The sequence below is a fragment of the Sinomonas sp. P47F7 genome, from assembly GCF_049332655.1.
GTDB lineage: Bacteria > Actinomycetota > Actinomycetes > Actinomycetales > Micrococcaceae > Sinomonas.
Map to the genome: position 1 here is coordinate 3,940,706 of NZ_CP186327.1, position 20,275 is coordinate 3,960,980.

General features: G+C 71.1%; 20 protein-coding genes and 1 riboswitch. Of the genes, 10 read left to right on the plus strand and 10 right to left on the minus strand.

Annotated elements, in window-relative coordinates; translation table 11 throughout:
* Positions 1-3: 3 nt before the first annotated feature.
* From ACOKR1_RS18490 to ACOKR1_RS18520, 7 genes are all read left to right on the plus strand, one after another.
* Positions 4-1,794 carry a carboxyltransferase domain-containing protein gene (locus ACOKR1_RS18490; RefSeq protein ID WP_422934361.1) on the plus strand — a complete coding sequence of 597 codons (1,791 nt, stop codon included), beginning with the start codon at positions 4-6 and terminating at the stop codon, positions 1,792-1,794.
* Complete coding sequence (locus ACOKR1_RS18495; protein ID WP_422934362.1) at positions 1,787-3,544, plus strand: biotin carboxylase N-terminal domain-containing protein; 1,758 nt, start codon at positions 1,787-1,789, stop codon at positions 3,542-3,544. Before ACOKR1_RS18490 ends, ACOKR1_RS18495 begins: the two co-directional genes overlap by 8 nt.
* A 112-nt stretch (positions 3,545-3,656) precedes the next feature.
* Positions 3,657-4,334, plus strand: coding sequence for a GntR family transcriptional regulator (locus ACOKR1_RS18500; RefSeq protein WP_422934363.1), 678 nt, complete (start codon positions 3,657-3,659; stop codon positions 4,332-4,334).
* A 163-nt stretch (positions 4,335-4,497) separates the two neighbouring features.
* Positions 4,498-5,211: a DUF969 domain-containing protein gene (locus ACOKR1_RS18505; protein WP_422934364.1), complete on the plus strand. Its 714-nt coding sequence runs from the start codon at positions 4,498-4,500 to the stop codon at positions 5,209-5,211.
* Complete coding sequence (locus tag ACOKR1_RS18510; protein WP_422934365.1) at positions 5,208-6,176, plus strand: DUF979 domain-containing protein; 969 nt, start codon at positions 5,208-5,210, stop codon at positions 6,174-6,176. Before ACOKR1_RS18505 ends, ACOKR1_RS18510 begins: the two co-directional genes overlap by 4 nt.
* A 7-nt stretch (positions 6,177-6,183) precedes the next feature.
* Positions 6,184-7,266, plus strand: coding sequence for a DUF2891 family protein (locus ACOKR1_RS18515; protein WP_422934366.1), 1,083 nt, complete (start codon positions 6,184-6,186; stop codon positions 7,264-7,266).
* A gap of 94 nt (positions 7,267-7,360) precedes the next feature.
* The gene (locus ACOKR1_RS18520; protein WP_422934367.1) at positions 7,361-8,434 is read left to right on the plus strand and encodes an IS630 family transposase; all 1,074 of its coding nucleotides are present in this window, start codon (positions 7,361-7,363) and stop codon (positions 8,432-8,434) included.
* Between the two features lie 94 nt (positions 8,435-8,528).
* On the opposite strand, the gene ggt is transcribed toward ACOKR1_RS18520, so the two are convergent.
* Positions 8,529-10,352: a gamma-glutamyltransferase gene (gene ggt, locus ACOKR1_RS18525; protein ID WP_422934368.1), complete on the minus strand. Its 1,824-nt coding sequence runs from the start codon at positions 10,350-10,352 to the stop codon at positions 8,529-8,531.
* A 170-nt stretch (positions 10,353-10,522) separates the two neighbouring features.
* Here ggt and ACOKR1_RS18530 point away from each other — a divergent pair, with 170 nt between their 5' ends.
* Positions 10,523-11,011, plus strand: a complete 489-nt coding sequence (locus tag ACOKR1_RS18530; protein WP_422934369.1) for a glutathione peroxidase — start codon at positions 10,523-10,525, stop codon at positions 11,009-11,011.
* 68 nt (positions 11,012-11,079) lie between these two features.
* Here ACOKR1_RS18530 and ACOKR1_RS18535 read toward each other — a convergent pair whose 3' ends face one another.
* The gene (locus ACOKR1_RS18535; RefSeq protein WP_422934370.1) at positions 11,080-11,685 is read right to left on the minus strand and encodes an FAD-dependent oxidoreductase; all 606 of its coding nucleotides are present in this window, start codon (positions 11,683-11,685) and stop codon (positions 11,080-11,082) included.
* A gap of 300 nt (positions 11,686-11,985) precedes the next feature.
* On the opposite strand from ACOKR1_RS18535, the gene ACOKR1_RS18540 reads away from it, so the two are divergent.
* Positions 11,986-12,405 (plus strand): MarR family winged helix-turn-helix transcriptional regulator, encoded by a 420-nt coding sequence (locus ACOKR1_RS18540; RefSeq protein WP_422934371.1) that lies wholly within the window; start codon positions 11,986-11,988, stop codon positions 12,403-12,405.
* 60 nt (positions 12,406-12,465) lie between these two features.
* On the opposite strand, the gene ACOKR1_RS18545 is transcribed toward ACOKR1_RS18540, so the two are convergent.
* The 5 genes from ACOKR1_RS18545 to ACOKR1_RS18565 form a co-directional block, all read right to left on the minus strand.
* Positions 12,466-14,007, minus strand: coding sequence for a UDP-N-acetylglucosamine 1-carboxyvinyltransferase (locus tag ACOKR1_RS18545; RefSeq protein WP_422934372.1), 1,542 nt, complete (start codon positions 14,005-14,007; stop codon positions 12,466-12,468).
* Between the two features lie 109 nt (positions 14,008-14,116).
* Positions 14,117-14,509, minus strand: a complete 393-nt coding sequence (locus tag ACOKR1_RS18550; protein ID WP_422934373.1) for a VOC family protein — start codon at positions 14,507-14,509, stop codon at positions 14,117-14,119.
* Between the two features lie 128 nt (positions 14,510-14,637).
* On the minus strand, positions 14,638-15,453 hold the full coding sequence (locus tag ACOKR1_RS18555) for an energy-coupling factor transporter transmembrane component T family protein (RefSeq protein ID WP_422934374.1): 816 nt from the start codon (positions 15,451-15,453) through the stop codon (positions 14,638-14,640).
* Positions 15,450-17,045 (minus strand): ABC transporter ATP-binding protein, encoded by a 1,596-nt coding sequence (locus ACOKR1_RS18560; RefSeq protein ID WP_422934375.1) that lies wholly within the window; start codon positions 17,043-17,045, stop codon positions 15,450-15,452. The genes ACOKR1_RS18555 and ACOKR1_RS18560 overlap by 4 nt, the downstream gene beginning before the upstream one ends.
* Before the next feature lie 25 nt (positions 17,046-17,070).
* Positions 17,071-17,661 carry an ECF transporter S component gene (locus tag ACOKR1_RS18565; protein WP_422934376.1) on the minus strand — a complete coding sequence of 197 codons (591 nt, stop codon included), beginning with the start codon at positions 17,659-17,661 and terminating at the stop codon, positions 17,071-17,073.
* A 39-nt stretch (positions 17,662-17,700) separates the two neighbouring features.
* Positions 17,701-17,828: riboswitch (TPP riboswitch) on the minus strand.
* A 79-nt stretch (positions 17,829-17,907) separates the two neighbouring features.
* On the opposite strand from ACOKR1_RS18565, the gene ACOKR1_RS18570 reads away from it, so the two are divergent.
* Positions 17,908-18,168 carry a DUF4235 domain-containing protein gene (locus ACOKR1_RS18570; protein WP_422934377.1) on the plus strand — a complete coding sequence of 87 codons (261 nt, stop codon included), beginning with the start codon at positions 17,908-17,910 and terminating at the stop codon, positions 18,166-18,168.
* Between the two features lie 305 nt (positions 18,169-18,473).
* On the opposite strand, the gene ACOKR1_RS18575 is transcribed toward ACOKR1_RS18570, so the two are convergent.
* The 3 genes from ACOKR1_RS18575 to ACOKR1_RS18585 all read right to left on the minus strand — a co-directional run bounded on the left by ACOKR1_RS18575 (position 18,474) and on the right by ACOKR1_RS18585 (position 20,270).
* Complete coding sequence (locus ACOKR1_RS18575) at positions 18,474-19,319, minus strand: DUF559 domain-containing protein (protein ID WP_422934378.1); 846 nt, start codon at positions 19,317-19,319, stop codon at positions 18,474-18,476.
* Positions 19,320-19,638: 319 nt separating this feature from the next.
* The gene (gene mnhG, locus ACOKR1_RS18580) at positions 19,639-20,010 is read right to left on the minus strand and encodes a monovalent cation/H(+) antiporter subunit G (protein ID WP_422934379.1); all 372 of its coding nucleotides are present in this window, start codon (positions 20,008-20,010) and stop codon (positions 19,639-19,641) included.
* Positions 20,007-20,270, minus strand: a complete 264-nt coding sequence (locus ACOKR1_RS18585) for a monovalent cation/H+ antiporter complex subunit F (RefSeq protein ID WP_415856464.1) — start codon at positions 20,268-20,270, stop codon at positions 20,007-20,009. The genes mnhG and ACOKR1_RS18585 overlap by 4 nt, the downstream gene beginning before the upstream one ends.
* Positions 20,271-20,275: the final 5 nt, after the last annotated feature.

The following is a 20,275-nucleotide window of genomic DNA, read 5'->3' on the forward strand; positions in this document are numbered from 1 at the left end:
ACCATGCCCGCACCTCAGTCCGCCACCCGCCCCGCCACGGCCCCCGCGGGCACCATGACGGCGCCGGGGCCCCGCGCCGTCGTCGGCATCCGCCCGTCCGGCGACCGCGCCGCCCTCGTCGAACTCGATTCGCTCGGTGCCGTCCTGAGCCTCGCGGGGCAGCTCGCCGGTGAGCCGCTCCCCGGGCTGCTCGACGTCGTCCCCGCCGCCACGACCGTCCTCGTGACCGCGGACTCGCCCGAGCACCTCACCGCGATCGTCCGGCGGGTGCGCTCGCTCGACCTCGCCTCGGGCGAGCGGCGGGCTGGCGAGCTCGTGGTCATCGAGACCGTCTACGACGGCGCCGACGTCGACGAGGTCGCGGCCCTCACCGGGCTGAGCCGCGAGGGCGTCGTGGCCGCGCACTCGGGCCAGGTGTGGGACGCCGCGTTCGGCGGCTTCGCGCCCGGCTTCGCCTATCTGGCGGGCGACGGCGCCCTCGACGTCCCGCGCCGCCCCTCGCCGCGCACCGCGGTGCCGGCCGGAGCGGTGGCGCTCGCGGGCACGTACTCCGCGGTGTACCCGCGCGAGTCGCCGGGCGGGTGGCAGCTCATCGGCCGCACCTCGGCCGCCATGTGGGACCTTGAGCGAGAAAGCCCGGCCCTCATCCGGCCCGGCGACCAGGTCCGCTTCAAGCCCGTGCGGGACGCCGTGGCACTCGCCGAGCCCGCGGCGCGGGTGCCCGAGCACGCTGAGGGGGACGCGCCGTCGTCCGCGGACGCGGGCCTCGTCGTCGTCAGCCCGGGGCTCCAGTGCACGGTTCAGGACCTCGGGCGCCCCGGCCTCGCCGCGCTCGGGGTGGGCGCCGCCGGGGCCGCGGACCGCGCCTCCCTGCGGCGCGCGAACCGGATCGTGGGCAACCCCGAGGGCGCGGCCGCGCTCGAGGCGCTGCTCGGCGGGCTCACCCTGCGGGCCGCGCGGGACCACGTGCTTGCGGTCACGGGGACGCGCGTCCCGCTGCGGATCAGCCCGGCCGCTCCAGCGGGCGGCACCGGAACCGACGACGGCGCCCGGTCCCCTTCGGGGGGCGAGCGCCGGCCGCCGCTCGACGCGCCGTTCGCGCTCCTCACGGGCGAAACCCTCACGCTGGGCACGCCCACCGCAGGGCTGCGCAGCTACGTCGCGGTCCGCGGCGGGCTCGATGCGCCCGAGGCGCTCGGCAGCCGCGCGGCGGACACCCTCTCGGGCATCGGGCCCAAGCCGCTGCGGCCCGGAATCGCCCTCGCGGTCCTGCCGGTTCGAGGAGCGCACGTGGTCGGGGCGCCCGAGGTTCCACCCCTGCTCGAGGAGGGCGTCGCGACGCTGCGCGTGGTCCCCGGGCCGCGGGACGACTGGTTCACGGACTCGGCGCTTCGCGATTTCCTCACCTCGGAGTGGACCGTGACGCAGCAGTCCAACCGCGTGGGGCTGCGCCTCGAAGGGCCGCGACTCGAGCGGCGACGCGACGGCGAGCTCGCGAGCGAGGGCACGGTGCTCGGCTCGGTCCAGGTCCCGCCCAACGGGCAGCCCGTTCTCTTCCTCGCAGACCATCCGGTGACGGGCGGCTATCCGGTGATCGCCGTCGTCGTCGACGCCGACCTCGACCGCGCGGGCCAGCTCCCGCCCGGCGCGCGAGTCCGCTTCGCGGCCGCGCCGGCCGCCGACTCCCCGCCCGACTCCGCTACCCCACCCAGCTCCGCTACCCCACCCGACGCCTCTAACCCACCCCGCTTCACTCTCCCACCCGCCCAGCCCCAAGGAACCACCCATGCGTAAAGTCCTCATCGCCAACCGCGGCGAGATCGCCGTCCGCGTGGCCCGAGCCTGCGACGACGCGGGCCTCGAAAGCGTCGCCGTCTACGCCGACCAGGACGCCGACGCCGTCCACGTCTCGGCGTGCACAGAGGCGTACGCGCTCGGCGGGACCTCGCCCGCGGAAACCTATCTCGACGCGACGAAGCTCCTCGCCGTCGCGGCCCGCTCCGGCGCCGACGCGGTGCACCCGGGCTACGGCTTCCTGTCCGAGAACGCCGGCTTCGCCCAGGCCGTCCTCGACGCGGGGCTCACGTGGATCGGGCCCTCGCCCGAGACCATCGGCCTCCTCGGCGACAAGGTGAGCGCGCGGGCCGTCGCCGTGCGCGCCGGAGCGCCGCTCGCCCCCGGAAGCGACGGGCCGGTCGCGAGTGCCGCGGAGGTCCTGCAGTTCGTGCGCGAGCACGGCCTGCCGGTGGCCATCAAGGCCGCGTTCGGCGGAGGCGGGCGCGGGCTCAAGGTGGCGCGGACCATGGCCGAGATCGAGGAGTGCTTCGACTCGGCCGTGCGCGAGTCGCGGGCGGCGTTCGGGCGCGAGGAGTGCTTCGTCGAGAAGTTCCTCGACCGGCCGCGGCACGTCGAGGCCCAGATCCTCGCGGACACGCACGGGAACGTCATTGTGGCCGGGACGCGCGACTGCTCGCTCCAGCGCCGGCACCAGAAGCTCGTCGAGGAGGCGCCCGCGCCGTTCCTCACCGCCGAGCAGCGCGCCCGCATCCACGAGTCCGCCAAGGCGATCTGTCGCGAGGCCGCCTACGTGGGCGCCGGAACCGTCGAGTACCTCCTCGACAGCGCCGGCACCCTGAGCTTCCTCGAGGTCAACACGCGCCTCCAGGTCGAGCACCCCATCACCGAGGAGACCTCGGGCCTCGACCTCGTGGCCGCGCAGCTCGCGATCGCGGCCGGCCGGCCGCTCCCCGTGCTCGAGGATCCGGAGCCGCGCGGGCACGCGATCGAGTTCCGGATCAACGCCGAGGACCCCGGGCGCGGCTTCCTGCCCTCGCCCGGGACCGTTTCGCGCTTCGCCCCGCCCACGGGCCCGGGGATCCGCGTGGACTCCGGTGTCCGGGACGGCTCGACCGTGCCAGGGCAGTTCGATTCGCTCCTCGCGAAGCTCGTCGTGACGGGCGCGGACCGGCAGCAGGCCCTGCGGCGGGCACGCCGCGCCCTGCGCGAGTTCGAGATCCACGGCCTCGCGACTGTCCTGCCGTTTCACCGGGCCGTCGTGGACAGCCCAGCCTTCGCGGCCGAGGACGGCCTCGGCGTGTACACGACGTGGATCGAGTCCGAGTTCGCGTCCGAGCTCGCCGCAAGCCCCGAGTTCAGCCCCGCCGCGGCCGACGCCGGAAGGCGCACCTTCGCGATCGACCTCGACGGCCGGCGCGTCACGCTGGGCGTCCCGGAGGCGCTCTTCGCGGGGCTCGCCGCTGCCGCACCCCCGCGGGCGGCCGACGACGGCGGGGCCGCACCATCGCCCGGAGCCGCACCCGAGGCTTCGTTCGGGACCACGCTCACGGCCGGCATGAGCGGGACGATCGTCAAGTGGCTCGCGCAGCCGGGTGACGCAGTCGGGGCGGGGGCCGCCGTCGTCGTCCTCGAGGCGATGAAGATGGAGACGACCGTCCAAGCCCACCGCGCCGGGACGCTCGGCGAGCACGCCGCGGCGCCGGGCGACGCCGTCGCTGCGGGCGACGTCCTGACCACGATCTCGTAACGTTCCCCCTCCCTCTCCCATCGAGTGCTCCGTAACTGTCGTTTTGAGGCCCCAAAACGACAGTTACGGAGCAATGGATAGGACCCTTAGCCGCGCCGCTTAGGGTTGTGCCATGACGTCTGAGGAGGTTCTCGCCGGGCTGCGCGCCGAGGCCGGCGCGACCAAGCACGCCGAGACGAGCTCGTGGGTCGCAGCGCAGCTCCGGCAACGGATCGCGGACGGCCAGCTCGCCCCCGGAGCCAAGCTCGCGGAGGAAGCCCTCCGCGAGGCCCTCGGCGTCTCCCGGAACACCCTCCGCGAGGCGTTCGCGACGCTGCACGCCGAGCGCGTGGTGACGCGCATCCCCAACCGCGGCGTCTTCGTCTCGCACCCCACGGCGGACGACATCCGTGAGATCTACCGCGTCCGGCGGCTCGTCGAGCCAGCGTCGCTCCTGTGGTCTCCCGCGGCTCCGACCGAGCCGCTCGCGGCGATCGTGCGGGAGGCGCGTCAGGCCGCCGAGTCCGGGGACGTGCCGGCGATGGCGAACGCGAACCAGGAGTTCCACCGCGCGCTCGTCGCGCGGGCCGGCAGCGAGCGCCTCGACAGCTTCATGGAGCAGATCCTCGCTGAGATGCGCCTCGTCTTCGCGACGATGGGCTCCCACCCGCGCTTCCACGCGCCCTACGTCGAGGACAACGCGCGGATCGTCGAGCTGCTCGAAGCTGGCCGCCCGGCCGATGCCTCCGCGCTCATGGCCGACTACCTCGACCGGGCCGAGCAGCAGCTCCTCGCCGCGGTCGCGGGCTAGGCCCGCCGGCCAATCCCGCCGAAACGCACCCGAAATTCGCCTTAAACCAGATTGTTCAACAACACTCTTGCCTGATTGTTCAACAAAAGGATATGCTCTAGGTCACACGCGCTTATGGCGCACATCCCTTCGCAGACCGAGCCCCCTTTCGGAACGGATAATCATGCTTGTACTCATCGGGGTACTTCTCGTGATCGTTGGCTTTGCGATCCGCTTGAACCCCCTCGTGGTCGTCACCGTCGCCGGCATCGTCACGGCGCTCCTGGGCGGCCTCAATCCCCTCCAGATCCTCGAAGCCTTCGGAACCGGCTTCGCGAGCAGCCGCTCGGTCACGATCTTCGTCGCAGTGCTGCCCGTGGTCGGCATCATCGAATACTTCGGGCTTCAGGAGCAGGCCAAGGCCCTCATCGGGAAGCTCGCGAAGCTCACGGCCGGCCGCGTGCTCCTCGGCTACCTCGCCGTGCGGCAGCTGACCGCCGCCGTTGGCCTCAACAGCATCGGCGGGCACGCGCAGACGGTGCGCCCGCTCGTCTTCCCGATGGCCGAGGGCGCGGCGCTGCGCCGCTACGGCCACGTCCCCGAGCACATCAAGGAGCGCATCAAGGGCCACTCGGCTGCGGCCGACAATGTGGGCGTCTTCTTCGGCGAGGACGTCTTCGTGGCCGTCGGCTCGATCCTGCTCATCACGACGTTCGTCGACACGACCTACCATCTCCACCTCGAGCCGCTGCAGCTCGCCCTCTGGGCCATCCCCTCGGCGATCGCGGCGTTCCTCATCCACGGCTTCCGGCTCCTGCGCCTCGACAGGGCGCTCGACAAGGAGTACCGCGAGTACGAAGCCTCCACCGAGAACGCCATGGCAGGAGAGGCCAAGTGATCAACGTCGAAGCCGTCTACTGGCTCATCGGAATCCTGTTCATCGCGTGGGCCGTCCTGATCGTGCGGGACGCGAACCATCCGCGACGTTGGGGCAGCTCGGCCTTCTGGGGCCTCCTCGGACTGTGCTTCTTCTATGGCACATGGGTCCAGGCCGGGACCGCGCCGGGGTGGGTCCTCGGCATCGCCGTGCTCGTCCTCGTGGCCCTCGCCGCCACCAAGCAGCTCGCGGACGGCAAGGCCAAGACCTCGACCGGCCCCCAGCGTGAGGCTTTCGCCGCCAAGTTCGGGAACAAGCTCTTCATCCCGGCGCTCACGCTCCCGATCGTCACGGTCATCCTCGTGCTGCTCGCGCCGGTTCTCGCGATCGGCGGGACCCCGATCCTCGAACCCAAGAACACGACCCTCGTGGCCCTCGCGATCGGCGCGATCGTGGCCGCAGTCGTGGCCCTCGTGATCCTCCGGCCCAAGCACGCGCTCACGCCCGTGTTCGAGAGCCGCCGCATCCTCGAGTCGATCGGCTGGGCGGCGCTGCTCCCCCAGATGCTCTCGACGCTCGGCATCCTCTTCACGAAGGCCGGCGTGGGCACGGCGGTCAGCACGCTCGTCACCGGGGTCATGCCGAAGGGCTCGCTGCTCGCGGCCGTCATCGTGTACTGCGTGGGCCTGTTCGTGTTCACGGTGCTCATGGGCAACGGCTTCGCGGCGTTCCCGATCATGACCGCCGCGATCGGCTGGCCCGTGCTCGTCCAGCAGTTCCACGGCAATCCCGCGATCGTCTTCGCGATCGGCATGCTCGCGGGCTTCTGCGGCACGCTGTGCACGCCGATGGCCGCGAACTTCAACCTCGTGCCCTCGGCGCTGCTCGAGATGAAGAACAAGTACGGCGTCATCACGGCCCAGCTCGGCACGGCGTTCCCGCTGCTCGCCGTCAACACCGCCCTCATGTACTTCCTCGCCTTCTAGGAGAACCGTGGACTTCGATCTCATGCCCTCGGCCGCGGAGCACTGCGCCGCCGTCGTCCTCGACAATCTGGGCCGCGACTACCCGCACTCGGCCCACCACACCCAGCGCTCCGCGAGCGACCGCGCGCTGCCGGCCGAGCTGCACCCCGCGTTCTACACCTCGTTCGACTGGCACTCGTGCGTCCACATGCACTGGCTGGGCGTCAGCATTCTCAACGCCGCGGCCGGTGCGGCCGGCACGACAACAGACGACCGCGGCGCCGTCCTCGAGCGCGGAACGGCGGCGCGACTTCGGGCCGCCTTGGCGGACAACCTCACGGCGGAGAAGCTCGCCGCCGAGGCCGCGTATCTCGCGGCCAACCCGTCGTGGGAGCGGCCGTACGGATGGGCGTGGCTCGCACGGCTCGCGGCGGCGTGCTCGGCCTCGCCGGATAAGGAGATCCGCGGCTGGGGCCGGAACCTCGAGGGATGCGTTGACGTCGTGGCCCGGCTCGTGACGGAGTGGCTCGAGAAGGCCCAGTACCCCGTGCGCCACGGCCTGCACACGAACTCGGCGTTCGGCGTCGCGCTCCTGCTCGACGCGTTCCGCGCGCTCGGCCGGGCGGACGCCGCGGCGGCGTGCGAGGCCGCGGCCCGCACGTGGTTCGGCGCGGACGCGGCCTGGGCCTCCGAGTGGGAGCTCAGCGGGCAGGACTTCCTCTCCGCCGGGCTCAGCGAGGCCGACCTCATGCAGCGCGTGCTCGGCCCCGACGAGTTCGCGGCGTGGCTCGAGCGCTTCCTGCCAGGGCTCGGCGCGGAGTCGCGCATGCTCGCCGTCGTCGGCGTGACCGACGAGTCCGACGGCTACATGGTCCACCTGCACGGCCTCAACCTGAGCCGCGCGGGCCAGCTCTCGCGCGTGGTGCGGACACTGCGGGAGGCGGCGGCGCCGTCGGCTTCGTCGGCCGAGCCCGTGCTCGCCGCCGCGCTCGATCCGCTTCTCAAGGCGGGGCTCGCGGCCCTCGACAGCGGGGACTTCATGTCGACGCACTGGCTCGCGAGCTTCGCGTGGGACGCGCTCGAGTCCCGAAGCGAGCTCGAGTTCGCCTGAGCCACGTCCTCGAGCTCGCCGAGCGTCCCTTCGTGCCCATCTAGTGCAGCGTGTCGTTATTAGATAGACACTTGCGTGTTTGGGAGGATTGGCTATGGCCAATCGTCCCGCACGTGCGCTGGCCCTCCGGGAGGGGGACCTCGAAGAGCTGACCCGCCTGACCCGTTCGAGTTCGGTGCGCGCGGGCGTGGCGCAGAGGGCGCGTATCGTGCTGCTGGCGGCCGAGGGGATCTCGAACACGGCGATCGCCGAGCGTGTCGGGGTGACCCGGACGACCGTGATCGGCTGGCGGGACCGGTATGCGGAGTCCGGACTGGACGGGCTGGTGGACCAGCAGCGGCCCGGCCGGCCGCGCAGGGTGGACCACGCGCAGATCGTCGCGGCGACCCTGGCGCCGCCTCCGAAGAAGTATGGGGTGACGCACTGGTCCTCCCGCCTCCTCGCGGACAGGCTGGGCATCGGCAACGCGACCGTTGCCCGGGCGTGGCGGGAGTACGGGGTCCAGCCCTGGCGGTCCGGGACGTTCAAGTTCTCCACGGACCCCGAGCTCGTCGCGAAGGTCACAGACGTGGTCGGCCTCTACCTGGCGCCCCCGGAGGACGCGGTGGTGCTGTGCGTGGACGAGAAATCGCAGATCCAGGCCTTGGACCGCACCGCCCCGATGCTGCCCATGCAGCCGCACCTGATCGAGCGGCGCACCCACGACTACACCCGCCACGGCACCACGACCCTGTTCGCCGCTCTCGAGGTCGCCACCGGCCAGGTCACCGCGGCGGTGAAGCCGAGACACCGCAGGGAGGAGTTCCTCGCGTTCCTGCGCCAGGTCGACCGGGCCTACCCCGGCCGCGAGCTGCACCTCGTGATGGACAACTACGCCACGCACAAGACCCCCGAGGTGAAGGCCTGGCTGGAAGCCCACCCCCGCTTCAGCGTCCACTTCACCCCGACCTCCGGGTCGTGGCTGAACCTCGTCGAGGTCTGGTTCGGCATCATCGACCGCCAGGCCATCCGCCGCGGCGTCTTCACATCCGTCAAGGACCTCAACGCCAAGATCCGGCAGTTCATCACCGGCTGGAACGACCGATGCCACCCCTTCATCTGGACCAAGACCCCAGAACAGATCCTCGCTAAAGCGAACCGTCCGACCACTTCAGAAACGCGACACTAGGTGCGGCCACCACCCGCGGAGGCCTGAAACCGTCAGGCGGGCGGCGCCGTCATGGGCCGCCCGCCACCGTAAAGTGGGCAGGAAGGGACGGTTCCTACGGCGAGGGCTGCACCACCATCGCCGAGCCGCCGCCGCGCCGCGTTGGTTCGGCCGCCGCGAGCGTCCGCCCGTCCGGCAGGAACTCGATCGCGGTCTCGGCCCCGATTTCCGCCGCCGAGGTGAACGCGTCGCCGGACGGCTGGAACACGTGCCCGTACGGCGTCAGCTGGCTCCCGTACTTCGCGATGAAGTCCGGTTCCGCCGTGACCTTCGCCGTGTTGCGCTGCGAGGCGCGCGGCGCGGCAAGGGCCTCGGGCGTGGTCATGCCTCGGTCGATCCGGTTGAAGATCGTCTGGAGCACGGTCGTGATGATCGTCGAGCCGCCGGGCGAGCCGAGCGCGAGGAACGGCTTGCCGTCCTGGAGCATGATGGTCGGCGAGATCGACGAGCGCGGGCGCTTGCCGGGATCGATCCGGTTCGGGTCCGTGGGGCTGTACACGGCCGAGAAGTCCGTGAGCTCGTTGTTGAGGATGAACCCACGCCCCGGAACGACCATCCCGGACCCGCCGGTCTGCTCGATGGTGAGCGTGTACTCGACCACGTTGCCCCACCGGTCGGTGACCGTCATGTTCGTCGTCGAGATGTTCTCAGTGTCCCTCTCCGCCGCGGGCGCCGCGGCCATGGGGCACACGCCGTTGTAGTTCGTCACGTCGCCGGGCGCCACGGGCTTGGTCGCCGCGTGCGTGGGATCGATCGAGCACGAGCGCTGCTTGCCGAAGAGCGGGTCGAGGAGGGCCTTCGTCGGGACGTTGACGAAGCCCGGGTCTCCCACGTACTTGCCGCGGTCGGCGAACGCGAGCGCGCTCGCCTCGAGGTAGTGGTGCAGCGCGTCGGCGTCACTCATGCCGGCGAGGTTGAACTGGTCCAGGATGTTGAGTGACTCGCCCACGGTCGTGCCGCCGCTGCTCGCGGGAGCCATGCCGTAGACGTCGTAGCCGCGATAGTTCACGTGCGTCGGGTCACGGTCGATCGTCGAGTAGTTCGCGATGTCCGTGGCCGTCATGCTGCCGCGCGGCACGGGCAGCGTAGTGGTCGGAGACTTCGGCGGGTTCTGCACCGTGTTCGCGATCTCGTCCGCGAGCGGTCCCGAGTAGAACGCCTTGATGCCGTCTTTCGCGAGCATCCGGTACGTCGCGGCCAGGTCGTGGTTCTGGAAGATCGAGCCGACCTGCGGCGCATCGCCGCCCGGCAGGAAGAGGCTCGCGGTCGAGGGGAAGGCCGCGAAGCGGGCCTTGTTGTCGAGGGTCTGCTGGCGGAACGTCGGATCCACCACGAAGCCGCGGTCCGCGACCTTGATCGCGGGCTTGAGGGCCTCGCCAAAGCTCACGGTCCCCCAGCGGTCGAGGGCCCGCTGCCACGTCGCCGCGGTCCCCGGCACGCCCACGGAGACGCCGCTCGTCACGAGCTGGGGCGTGAAGTTGTACGGCTTCCCGGTCGCGGGATCGATGAACGCGTCGTGCCGCATCGCCGAGGGAGCGGTCTCGCGGCCGTCGATGGTCTGTACCGTACGGGTCTTGGCGTCGTAGAACGTGAAGAAGCCGCCGCCCCCGATTCCCGAGCTGTACGGCTCGGTCACGCCGAGGGTCGCGGCGGCGGCCACCGCGGCGTCGACGGCGTTTCCGCCGTTGCGGAGCACCTCAAGCCCCGCGGCCGAGGCATCGGGATCCACGGTGCTGATGGCGCCGCCGTAGCCCACGGCGGTGGGGGTCTTCTCGGTCTGCCGCGGGTCCGCGGAGGCCGGGCTCGCGACCACCGCGCTCGTGACGCCGAGCGCTAGGGTCGCCGCGACGGCGGCGAGTTGGTGTCTGAATGTGCTCACAGGTCCCTCCCGATACAAGGCAAAGCAGGCTGACAGGGTGTGACCCAAGCTACTTTGCCGCCATCTGAGGAGTCAGCCCTCCGAGCAATCGAGTTTCTGATGCCCCGAGGGGTGAACCGGGGGTCGAGGCCGTTCGTTCTTCCTCGGGGAGAGCCACGAGGAGGCACAGGATGGCCGGTCTGGACAGCATCGCCGTGACGACGCTCAACGGGCGCCGCACGACGTTCGGGGAGTGGGCCGGCGGCGTCCGGCTCGTGGTCAACGTCGCGAGTCGCTGCGGCCTCGCACCCCAATACGAGCAGCTCGAAGAGCTCCAGGAGCGGTACGAGGGGCGGGGCTTCACGGTGCTCGCGTTCCCGAGCAATCAGTTCCTCCAGGAGTACCGGGACGCCGAGAAGATCGCGGAGTACTGCACCGCGACGTGGGGCGTCACGTTCCCGGTCATGGACAAGGTGCGCGTCAACGGCCGCTCCGCGCACCCGCTCTACCAGGAGCTCGTCAAGACCCCGGACAGCGAGGGCAAGGCGGGGCGGATCACGTGGAACTTCGAGAAGTTCCTCGTCCTGCCCGACGGCACGGTGCACCGGTTCCGGCCGCGCGTCCTCCCCGACGACCCCGAGATCGTCGCGCTCATCGAGGCGGGACTCCCGCGCCCCTGAGGATGGGCTGACGCGGCGGCCGCGTGCGGCGGTTCCGCCGGACCGCAGGACGACGGCGGCGCCTCACCTCAGCGCTGCCGGCGCAGGAGCGGGAGGATGCGGCGAAGCGCAAAGGCCCCGATGCCGCGGCGCGTGAGGCACGCCGTCTGCGACTCGGCGGCGCGGATGGCGGCGGTCGCGTACTCCGTCATCTCGGTCTCATAGGCATCGATCGCGGCGGGGATCTGCCCGGGCACGTCCGCCGGGACGGAGGCCAGGCGGGCGGCGAGAGCCTGGGCGCTGCGCAGGGCGGTGTTCCCACCGTGCGCGCCGAGCGGCGGCATGGGGTGGATCGCGTCGCCGATCGCGGTCGCGTGGGCGAACGCGCGCTGCCCGCCCGGGCGGCCCGCGGAGAAGCGGCTGAACAGGGTGTCGGCGATACGGGAGTTCTCGACGAGGCTCTGGAGCACGGGCGACGCACCGACCGTGAGCTCGCGCGCCCTGCGGAGCAGCTCCTCGGGACCCTGATCGCGGAGCACGTCCGTCTCGGCCGGGTCGGGGATGAGTCCCCACATGACGTAGTCGCCGAGGGCGTCCAGGCCTGGCGGCACGGCGTCGGCGGGCAGGATCCCGGCCGGAGCCTGCGTGAACCGCATGGCCGTCGCGAAGAACGCGAGTCCGGGCTTCGGGAGCATGGCGAGGACGCCGCTGTCGTGGAGGCGGTCGGGCAGGAGGACCGTCCCGTCGGCCCGGAGCGGGGCGCGGCCGTCACGGCGCGGAGCACCTCGCGATCGACCTGCCGTTCGGCATCGACGGTGGCGTCGAAGTCGACCACGACGGCGTCGCGGAGGCGCTCGTCCGTGATGCGGAAGTGACCGCCGGGAGGCCGCCGAGCCCCGCACCGATGATTCCAACCTGCATGGTGATCCTCTTTCCCGATTAGTCCGAGATTCGGACGATCCGATATTCGGAAGATATCACGCTAGACTGGCATCGTGAAGGATCTCTTGGAACAGCTCACGCGCGCGCAGCAGCGCCACCTCGTGGACCAGGTCATGGAAAACGAGGCGATCGCGCGGGAATTCGGCGTGAGCCTCGCCGAGCTGCAGCTACTCCACCTGCTCGTGCTCCGTCCCGACATCGTCGCGGCGCAGCAGGTGGTCAAGGCGACAGCACTCCCCTCGAGCACGGTCTCGGACATGCTCGAGCGCCTCGAACGGCTCGGCTTCGTGGAGCGCCAGCGCGACCCGAAGGACCGCCGCCGGTGGGTGATCACGCCGACAGAGCAGTGCCAGCGCATCGCCCGGCGCTACACGACGAGCGAGATGGGCCGGCGCATGAACGTCGCCGTCGACGAGATGACGCCAGACGAGATCGAGACCGTGCTGCGCTACTTCACGCGGCTTATCGCGTGACGCAGCGCGGCACGGTCTCGATCTCTGGGAAACCCTGCGATCGGAGAACCGCGGCGGGGATCAGTCCTGGAAGTACTCGATCCGCGCGCCGATCGAGTTGAGCCGCTCGGCGAGGTCCTGGTAGCCACGCTCGATCACGTAGATGTTCCGCAGCTCGCTCGTGCCGCGGGCCGCGAGCATCGCGAGCAGGATGCACGCCGCGGGGCGGAGCGCCGGCGGGCAGCCCACCTCGGCGGCGCGCCACTTCGTGGGGCCGTTGACGTAGATGCGGTGCGGGTCGAGGAGCTGGATCTGCGCGCCGAGCCGGTTGAGCTCGGTGAGGTAGATGGCACGGTTCTCGTAGACCCAGTCGTGGATGAGGGTCTGGCCGGTCGCGTTGCCCGCGATCACCGCGAAGAACGGCAGGTTGTCGATGTTGAGGCCAGGGAACGGCATGGGATGGATCTTGTCCGCCGGGGCGTGCAGCTCGGACGGGAGCGTCGTGACGTCGACGAGCCGGGTCCGGCCATTGCGCGCAACGTACTCGCCCGAGATCTCGAGCTCCTGGCCCATCTGCACGAGCGTCGCGAGCTCGATCTCCATGAACTCAATCGGCACGCGGCGCACGGTCACCTGCGAATTCGTCACGATCGCGGCGGTGATGAGGCTCATGGCCTCGATGGGGTCCTCCGAAGGGCAGTACTCGATGTCCTGCTCGATTCGCGCGCGTCCACGGATGCGCAGCGTCGTGGTGCCGACGCCCTCGATCTCGACGCCGAGGCTCTGGAGGTAGAAGCACAGGTCCTGGACCATGTAGTTCGGCGACGCGTTGCGGATCACGGTGAGGCCCTCGCGGTGCGCGGCGGCCATGATCGCGTTCTCGGTCACGGTGTCGCCGCGCTCGGTAAGGACGAACGTGCGGTCGTCGCGATCGGCCTCGGGGGCCCGCACGGAGTAGAACCCGTTGGACGCCTCGACCGCGAGACCGAAGGTCCGGAGAGCCTGCATATGCGGCTCGACGGTTCGGGTACCGAGGTCGCAGCCGCCCGCGTACGGGAGCTTGTATTCGCTGCGCTCGTCGAGGAGCGGGCCGAGCAGCATGATGACGCTGCGCGTGCGCCGGGCCGCCTCGACGTCCATGGCCTCGAGGTCGAGGACGGCAGGGCGGCGGATCTGGAGGTCGCGCGGCTGCTCGCCGAGCGCGCCCGGGAGCCACGTGCACTCGACACCGATCGAGGTCAGGACCTCGACGATCCGGTTGACCTCCTCGATGCGGGCGAGGTTGCGCAGCGTCGTGGTGCCGCGGTTGATGAGGCTCGCGCACAGCAGCGCGACGCCGGCGTTCTTGGACGTGTTGACGTCGACGGCCCCGGAGAGACGCCGCCCGCCCTCGACCCGGAGATGGGTCATCTTGGACGGGCCGATGTTGAGGATGCGCTGTCCGAGGATGTCCTCGATGCGCTGGAGCATCTTGAGGCTCAGGTTCTGCTTGCCCTGCTCCATCCGCGCAATGGCGCTTTGGCTTGTGCCCAGTTCGGCAGCCAGCTGCCCCTGCGTCCAGCCCCTGTCGCTGCGCACTTCGCGCAGAATCGCCCCGACGGTCTCAGCAGTCTGTTGTGCCATGCGGCCAAAATATCACAGATGCGATAGTTGGCCGCAAATCGACACGATTTCGAGACAATTGGCGGTCTAGACCGCCCGGTAACACATTTCCATGAGATAACGCAAGGGTTTAGGGTTCGTTGACCACCGAGAGGACGTTACCCGCAGGGTCCTTGAACCAAGCAATCCCGTTGCCCGCGGGTCCATTCGGATCGCGGAGGATTCCGTTCTCGTCGAGGGGCATCTGCTCGCTGCTCGGGTAGTGATCCGTCCGGATCCCGAGCTCGTGCAGCGAGGCCACGGCATCGTCGACGCTCGGCACCACGAGGTTGAGCACTGTGTGGGTCGCCGGGACGTGGTCCGGCTTCGGGTACGCGAACACCTGAGCCCCGCCAGGAAGTGTGAGCCGCAGTCCGCCCATGATGTCTTCCGCCGTCAGGCCCAAGGTCCCGACGTAGAAGTCCCTCGCCTTCTCGACGTCGTCGACGCTGAAGCTCGAGAACGATCCAGTGATTTCAACCATCATGGCTCCTTCGCTTGTGGTCATGCCGGGGCTCCCCCGCGGAAAGGATTCCACCCCGCGGGGCCACGCGCCAGAGGCGACATCGACGGATCTGGGTGGGTTGCGCCGTCGTCCGTCCCGTTGCGGGGTCACCCCCACACGACGTTCCACGTCCCAAGCACGACGGCGGCACCCACCGCGAGCGCCGCGATGCCCACGCCCGCGGCGATCACCCACGCGTCGAGCCGCGAGAAGCTCGACTCGCGCGCCCACGTGCGCGGCGCGGGCCGGCCATCCACGACGCTCCCGAAGCCGCGCGCCTCCATCGCGACCGCGAGCCGCGTGGCCCGTCGGATCGCGACGACGAGAAGCGCGAAGGCCTGGCCGAGGAACGTCCGGAAGCGCTCGACTGGGCTGTGTCCCGTTCCGACGCCGCGGGCACGGCGCGCGAGCCCGAGCGTGCGCCACTCGTCGACGAGGAGGCCCACGAGACGCATCCCGGCGAGGGCGCCGAGCACGAAGCGGCTCGGGAGGCGGAGCTTCTGGGCGAGGCCGTCGGCCAGGTCCGTGGGATCCGTGGAGAAGAGCAGGAAGACGCCCGGAAGAGCGATCGCAAGGCCGCGGAGCCCGATCGCCGCGCCCGTGAGCACGGAATGCTCCGTGAAGACCGCGGGCCCGAGGTGCAGCCAGACCGCGCCGGTCTTCGCGCCGAGCAGGGCGGTCGAATAGGCCGCGACGGCGGCCGCGACGACGAGCGGCCACGTGCGCCGCGCGAGCGTCACGAAGCGGACACCGAGGAGCGGAATGAGACACAGTTCGCACGCGAGGGCCACGGAAGCCGAGACCCAATCGACGCTGAACAGGAGCGAAACCGTGATGCACAGGGCCGCCGCGAGCTTCGCAACGGGGTTGGCGCGCGCGAGGACGGAGTTGGCGACGTCGGGGGTGAGGATGTCAACGCTCATACGGATGGCCCCGGGCCAGCCGATGCCTCCACCTTGGCGGCGCGCCCGCCGTCGACCCGGTACACGCTGTCGGAGAGGGCCTCGGTGAAGTGCTCGTCGTGCGTGACGGCGAGCAGGGCTGTGCCCTGCTCGAGCAGCTCCGCGAGCAGCCGCACGAGCTCCGCCCACGTGAGCGCGTCCTGGCCGAATGTGGGCTCGTCGAGCACGAGGATCCGCGGGTTCGTGGCGAGCATCGTCGCGACGGAGAGGCGGCGCTTCTCGCCACCCGAGAGCGTGAAGGGGTTGGCCTCCGCGAGGCGTCCGAGGCGGAGCCGCTCGAGCAGCCCGTCGACGATCCGCCGCGTCTCGGCGGGCTGGAGCTTCGCGACGCGCCGCGGCCCGAACTCGAGCTCGTCGAGGACGCGGGGGGTGAGGAACTGGTGCTCGGGCTCCTGGAACACTGTGCCGATGCGGCTCACGAGCTCGCTCGACCGCCAGCGGTGGGGGCTCGTCCCGGCCCCGCGCGCGAGCGGCGGGAGCGCCTCGAGCCGGCCGCCGACGGCGGGCAGGAGCCCCGCAAGCGTGAGCGCGAGGGTCGACTTCCCGGCGCCGTTCGGCCCGGTCACGCTCGTCGCGTGGCCCTCGCGGAGCGCGAGGTCGATCCCGCCGACCACGGGCGGAGCCTTGGGCGAACGGCCCACCGCGAGATCGGCGGCCCTCAGCAGGGTCTCGCCGAGCGTTGAGCGCACGACGGCGGGCGGCGCCTCGCCGCTGTGCGCGTCACCATCGGTGGGCCGGAGCGTGCGGACCGCGCGATCGCCTCTTTCCTCGCCGGTGAGCGGGTGCCATCCCGGAACCCAGACGCCCGCGGCGGCCAGCCGCCGTCGTACACTCCCATCCTCCAGGACGCGCTCGGGCAGGCCGTCCGCGAGGAGGCCCCCGCCCTCGCCCAGCACGACGACGCGGTCCACGAGCTCGGACCATACCGACACGCGATGCTCGACGACCACGAGGGTGGCCCCCGTGCGGTCGAGGCTGCGGCGCACTGCCTCGCGGACCTCGCGGACGCCCTCGGGGTCGAGGTTCGCCGTCGGCTCGTCGAGCAGCACAAGGCCGGGTTCCATCGCGAGGACCCCCGCGAGCGCGAGGCGCTGTTTCTGGCCACCCGAAAGCGCCGCCGTGGGCCGGTCGAGCGGGAGGTCGAGGCCCACGTCCGCGAGCGCGCGGTGCACGCGCGGCCAGATCTGCTCCCGCGGGACGGCGAGGTTCTCGCAGCCGAACGCGACCTCGTCGCCCACGCGGGCCATCGCGATCTGGCCGTCGGGGTCCTGGAGCACGAGCCCGGCGCGGCCCCGCGCGTCGGGTGCGCGCACGCCGTCGACCGTGAGCTCGCCGCGTTCCTCGCCCTCTTCGGCCGCGCCGAGGACGCCCGCGAGGGCATGCAGCAGGGTCGACTTGCCCGCGCCGGACGCGCCGAGCAGGAGGACGCGCTCGCCCGGGGCGATGTCAAGGTCGAGGCCGCTCACGGCGAAGGCCTTGCGGCCAGCGTGCCGCCAGCCCCAGCCGCGAGCCTTGACCCCCGCGGGCGCGGCCGTCGGCGCGCCTGAGGGCATGGCCGAAGGCAGAGCGGGGGGCATGTCAGACGTCCGCGGCGCGCCCCGCGGCGAAGGCGGACAGGGCGCCGGTCTTCGCGAGCGCCTTGACCGCGAGCCAGCTCAGCAGGCCCGCGATGACGATGCCGGAGACGACCGCGAACACCGTGTACGCGACCTGCCAGCCGAACTCCCACTCGACGAAGAACTGGATGACCTCGCTCACGCCGAGCGCAAGGCCTGAGAGGGCGCCCGCGAGCAGCGCGACGCCGAGGTTCCAGCGGCGGTACGCGAAGATCGCGAAGCCGGCCTCCGCGCCGAGGCCTTGAACCAGGCCGGAGAGGAGGACCGTGACGCCGAACTGCGAGCCGAGCAGGGCCTCGACAACCGCCGCGAGGATCTCGCAGAACAGGGCCGCGCCCGGCTTGCGGATGATGAGGCCGCCCAGGACGCCGGCCAGGAGCCAGCCACCCGAGTAGAGACCGCTGAGCGGGGCGAAGGCGGCGGTGACGACCTGGATCCCGGTGTAGCCCTGGTCCCACAGCCAGAAGATGACGCCGCACGCCACGGAAACGACCGCGGCGACAACGATGTCGACGACCCGCCACGTGTAGACGGGCTTGGTGGTGGTGCTCATCTGTGTCCTCCCACTGGAGTAGGAGGGGCGGCAGCACAGCTGCCTGAGAACTCGACTTCCTTCGCCGGTATTAGCCGGAGCAGGTTCGAGGGTCTGCGGCGGTCCGCACTCTCAGCGCCCTGGGTGCGCCGGGCATGCCCGGCGGCGGCGCTCCCCTGTCGTATGAAGTGCAGCAAGTCTACCGCTAGGCTGGGCGGGGAGTGCTCTGCACAGCGCTGGAGTCGACAGAACGCGAAGGAGACGGACGTGACCATCCTCATCAAGCTGTTCGGGACGCTTGTCAGCCTCGGCGCAGGCTTTGTTGCCACGAAGGTCGTCGATGCGGTGTGGGAGAAGAGCACCGGCAACAAGCCGCCCAAGGACGCCACCAACATCGAGACCAGCCTGCGCGACACGCTCGTCTTCGCGCTCGTTTCCGCGTCCGTCGGCGCCATTGTGAACGTGCTCACGCAGCGGTACACCCAGAAGGCGATCGCGCGCTTCAACAGCACGCCGGACCAGGTCTAGGGGCCGGCAGCGACCGGGGCGCCGGGGCCGCCGGGGCCGGTCGATCAGTTCCTCCGCCGGCTTCCCCGGCATCTCAACCAGATTCCCCAGCACCTCCGCCGGCCTCCCCGAGCAGCCAGCCCCCTCGACGCGGCGAGGCGCGGAATTCCGGGTGAGGGCCGCCGTCGTCCGCTGAGAAGGTGGGGAAGCTGGCCGACGAGTCGGGGAAACTGACTGGCGAGTTGGGGAAGCCGGCACCGTAGTTGGGGCAGCCGGCACCGTGGTTGAGGCAGCCGGCGGAGAAGATGGGGAAGCCGGTGCAGCCCTCAGCTGAACCGCGGCAGATCTCCCCGGGCCCGACGCCGGGCGACGGCCTCCTTGACCTCGGCCACCATCGCCTCGGGCCGATCGACGATGTCGCTGTACGTGTACCGGAGCACCTCGAACCCGCGCAGCTGCGCGGAACGGTCCCGGCGGTAATCCTTGGCACGTTGAGCCGACTGCTCATGGACCTTCCCGTCTGTTTCGACGTCGACGCAGCCTTCGACGAGCACGTCCATCCACCCCACACCGTCGACCTCGACCTGGTTCTGGACCCGAAGCCCCGCGCGCCGCAGTCGCTCGCGGGCGAGCACCTCAATGGGGGACTCGGCTCCCGTCCCCACGGCATCGAGCACGCGCCGGGCAGGCCCGTTCCGGTCGCCGGGGAGCCGTTCGCGGAGGAAGTCGATCGAGAAGCCCTGTTGCGCCGCCGACTCCACCATCACGAGCGCCTCGAGCTCGGGAAGGCATCGAAGCGCGTGCAGGAGGACGTCGGCGCGCGAAGCGACGTGGCTCCGGGGCTCGCGCGGCCGCCACGACTGCCGGTGCACCACCGCGCGGCCCGAGCTGTACCGGCCGTCGGCCCGCAGAATGTGGACCTCCTCGGGCTCCCGAAGCACCCAGAAGCCGTGAGCGCGTGCGCCCGATGCACACGTGAGCACGGAGTTGGTCGACGCGCACCGCACCAGGACGGGATCCGCGTCCGGCAGCGCGTAGATCCCCTGACGCGGCCGAAGGATCGCCCCGGCGGTCAAGGCCTCCTCGAGCTCCGCGCGCGTCACGCCGTCGCGGAAGAGGTCGCGCCGCCGGGCAACGCCGCTCCACCGTGCCAACACATCGAGGGCTCTCATCTCGCCATCGTGTCCCATGACCGGACGGCCGACGACGGCGGGAAGCGGCTATGTGGACAACCGCGGCCCCGGCGTTCCCCGGGTTCGCCGCAGGCTTCCCCCGTTTCGCCGCCAGACTCCCCAGCTTGTCCGCCGAAGTCCCCGCCATCCGGGCCCCGTCAGCGAGGCGACCCCCGGAATTCCGGGCGAGGGCCGCCGTCGTCCGCGCGGAAGGTGGGCAACCCTGCGGAGGACGTGGGGAAACGGGCGCCGGAAGTGGGGAGGGCGGTTCCGAAGCCGGGGATGTTGGCGCGGAAAAGCGGACGACGGCGGCGCCCTCCTACCGCTCCAGCTCCTCCTCTTCGGCGCGCTCGACTCGGGCGACAACGTCGTCGAGCTCGTCGACGGTGAGCCTCGCCTTGTCGACGTGCTTGGTGCGGTACCCCGCCCGGCCCACCATGTGCGCCGAGACCGGGACGGTCAGGAGCTGGAAGATCCACGCGACGACGAGCAGCGGCACGAGGGCCCAGCTCCGCAGCTCGAGCCCGAGCGCGGTCAGCAACAGGAGCGAGCCCAGCACCTGGGGCTTGGTCGCGGCGTGCATGCGCGTGAGCAGGTCCGGGAAGCGCAGGAGGCCGATCGCTGCGCCGAGCGAGAGCAGCGCCCCCGCAACCATGAGGACGCCGGCCACCACATCCACGGGATCGGTCATGGCCGCCTCCGATCCTGCACGAAGCGTGCCACGGTCACGGACCCAACGAAGCCGATGAGCGTGATCGCCACGACGAGGGCCACGTTGTCGGTGTTGTGGTGGCCGGCCATGTCCACGATGAGCGCGGACGCGAGGACCACGAGCAGGACATCCGCCGCGAGCACCCGATCGAGCAGCGCCGGCCCCTTGATCATCCGGACCACGGCCCCGAGCGCCGCGAACGCGAGCAGCACGCTGCAGACCACCAGCACGATCTCGATGAACG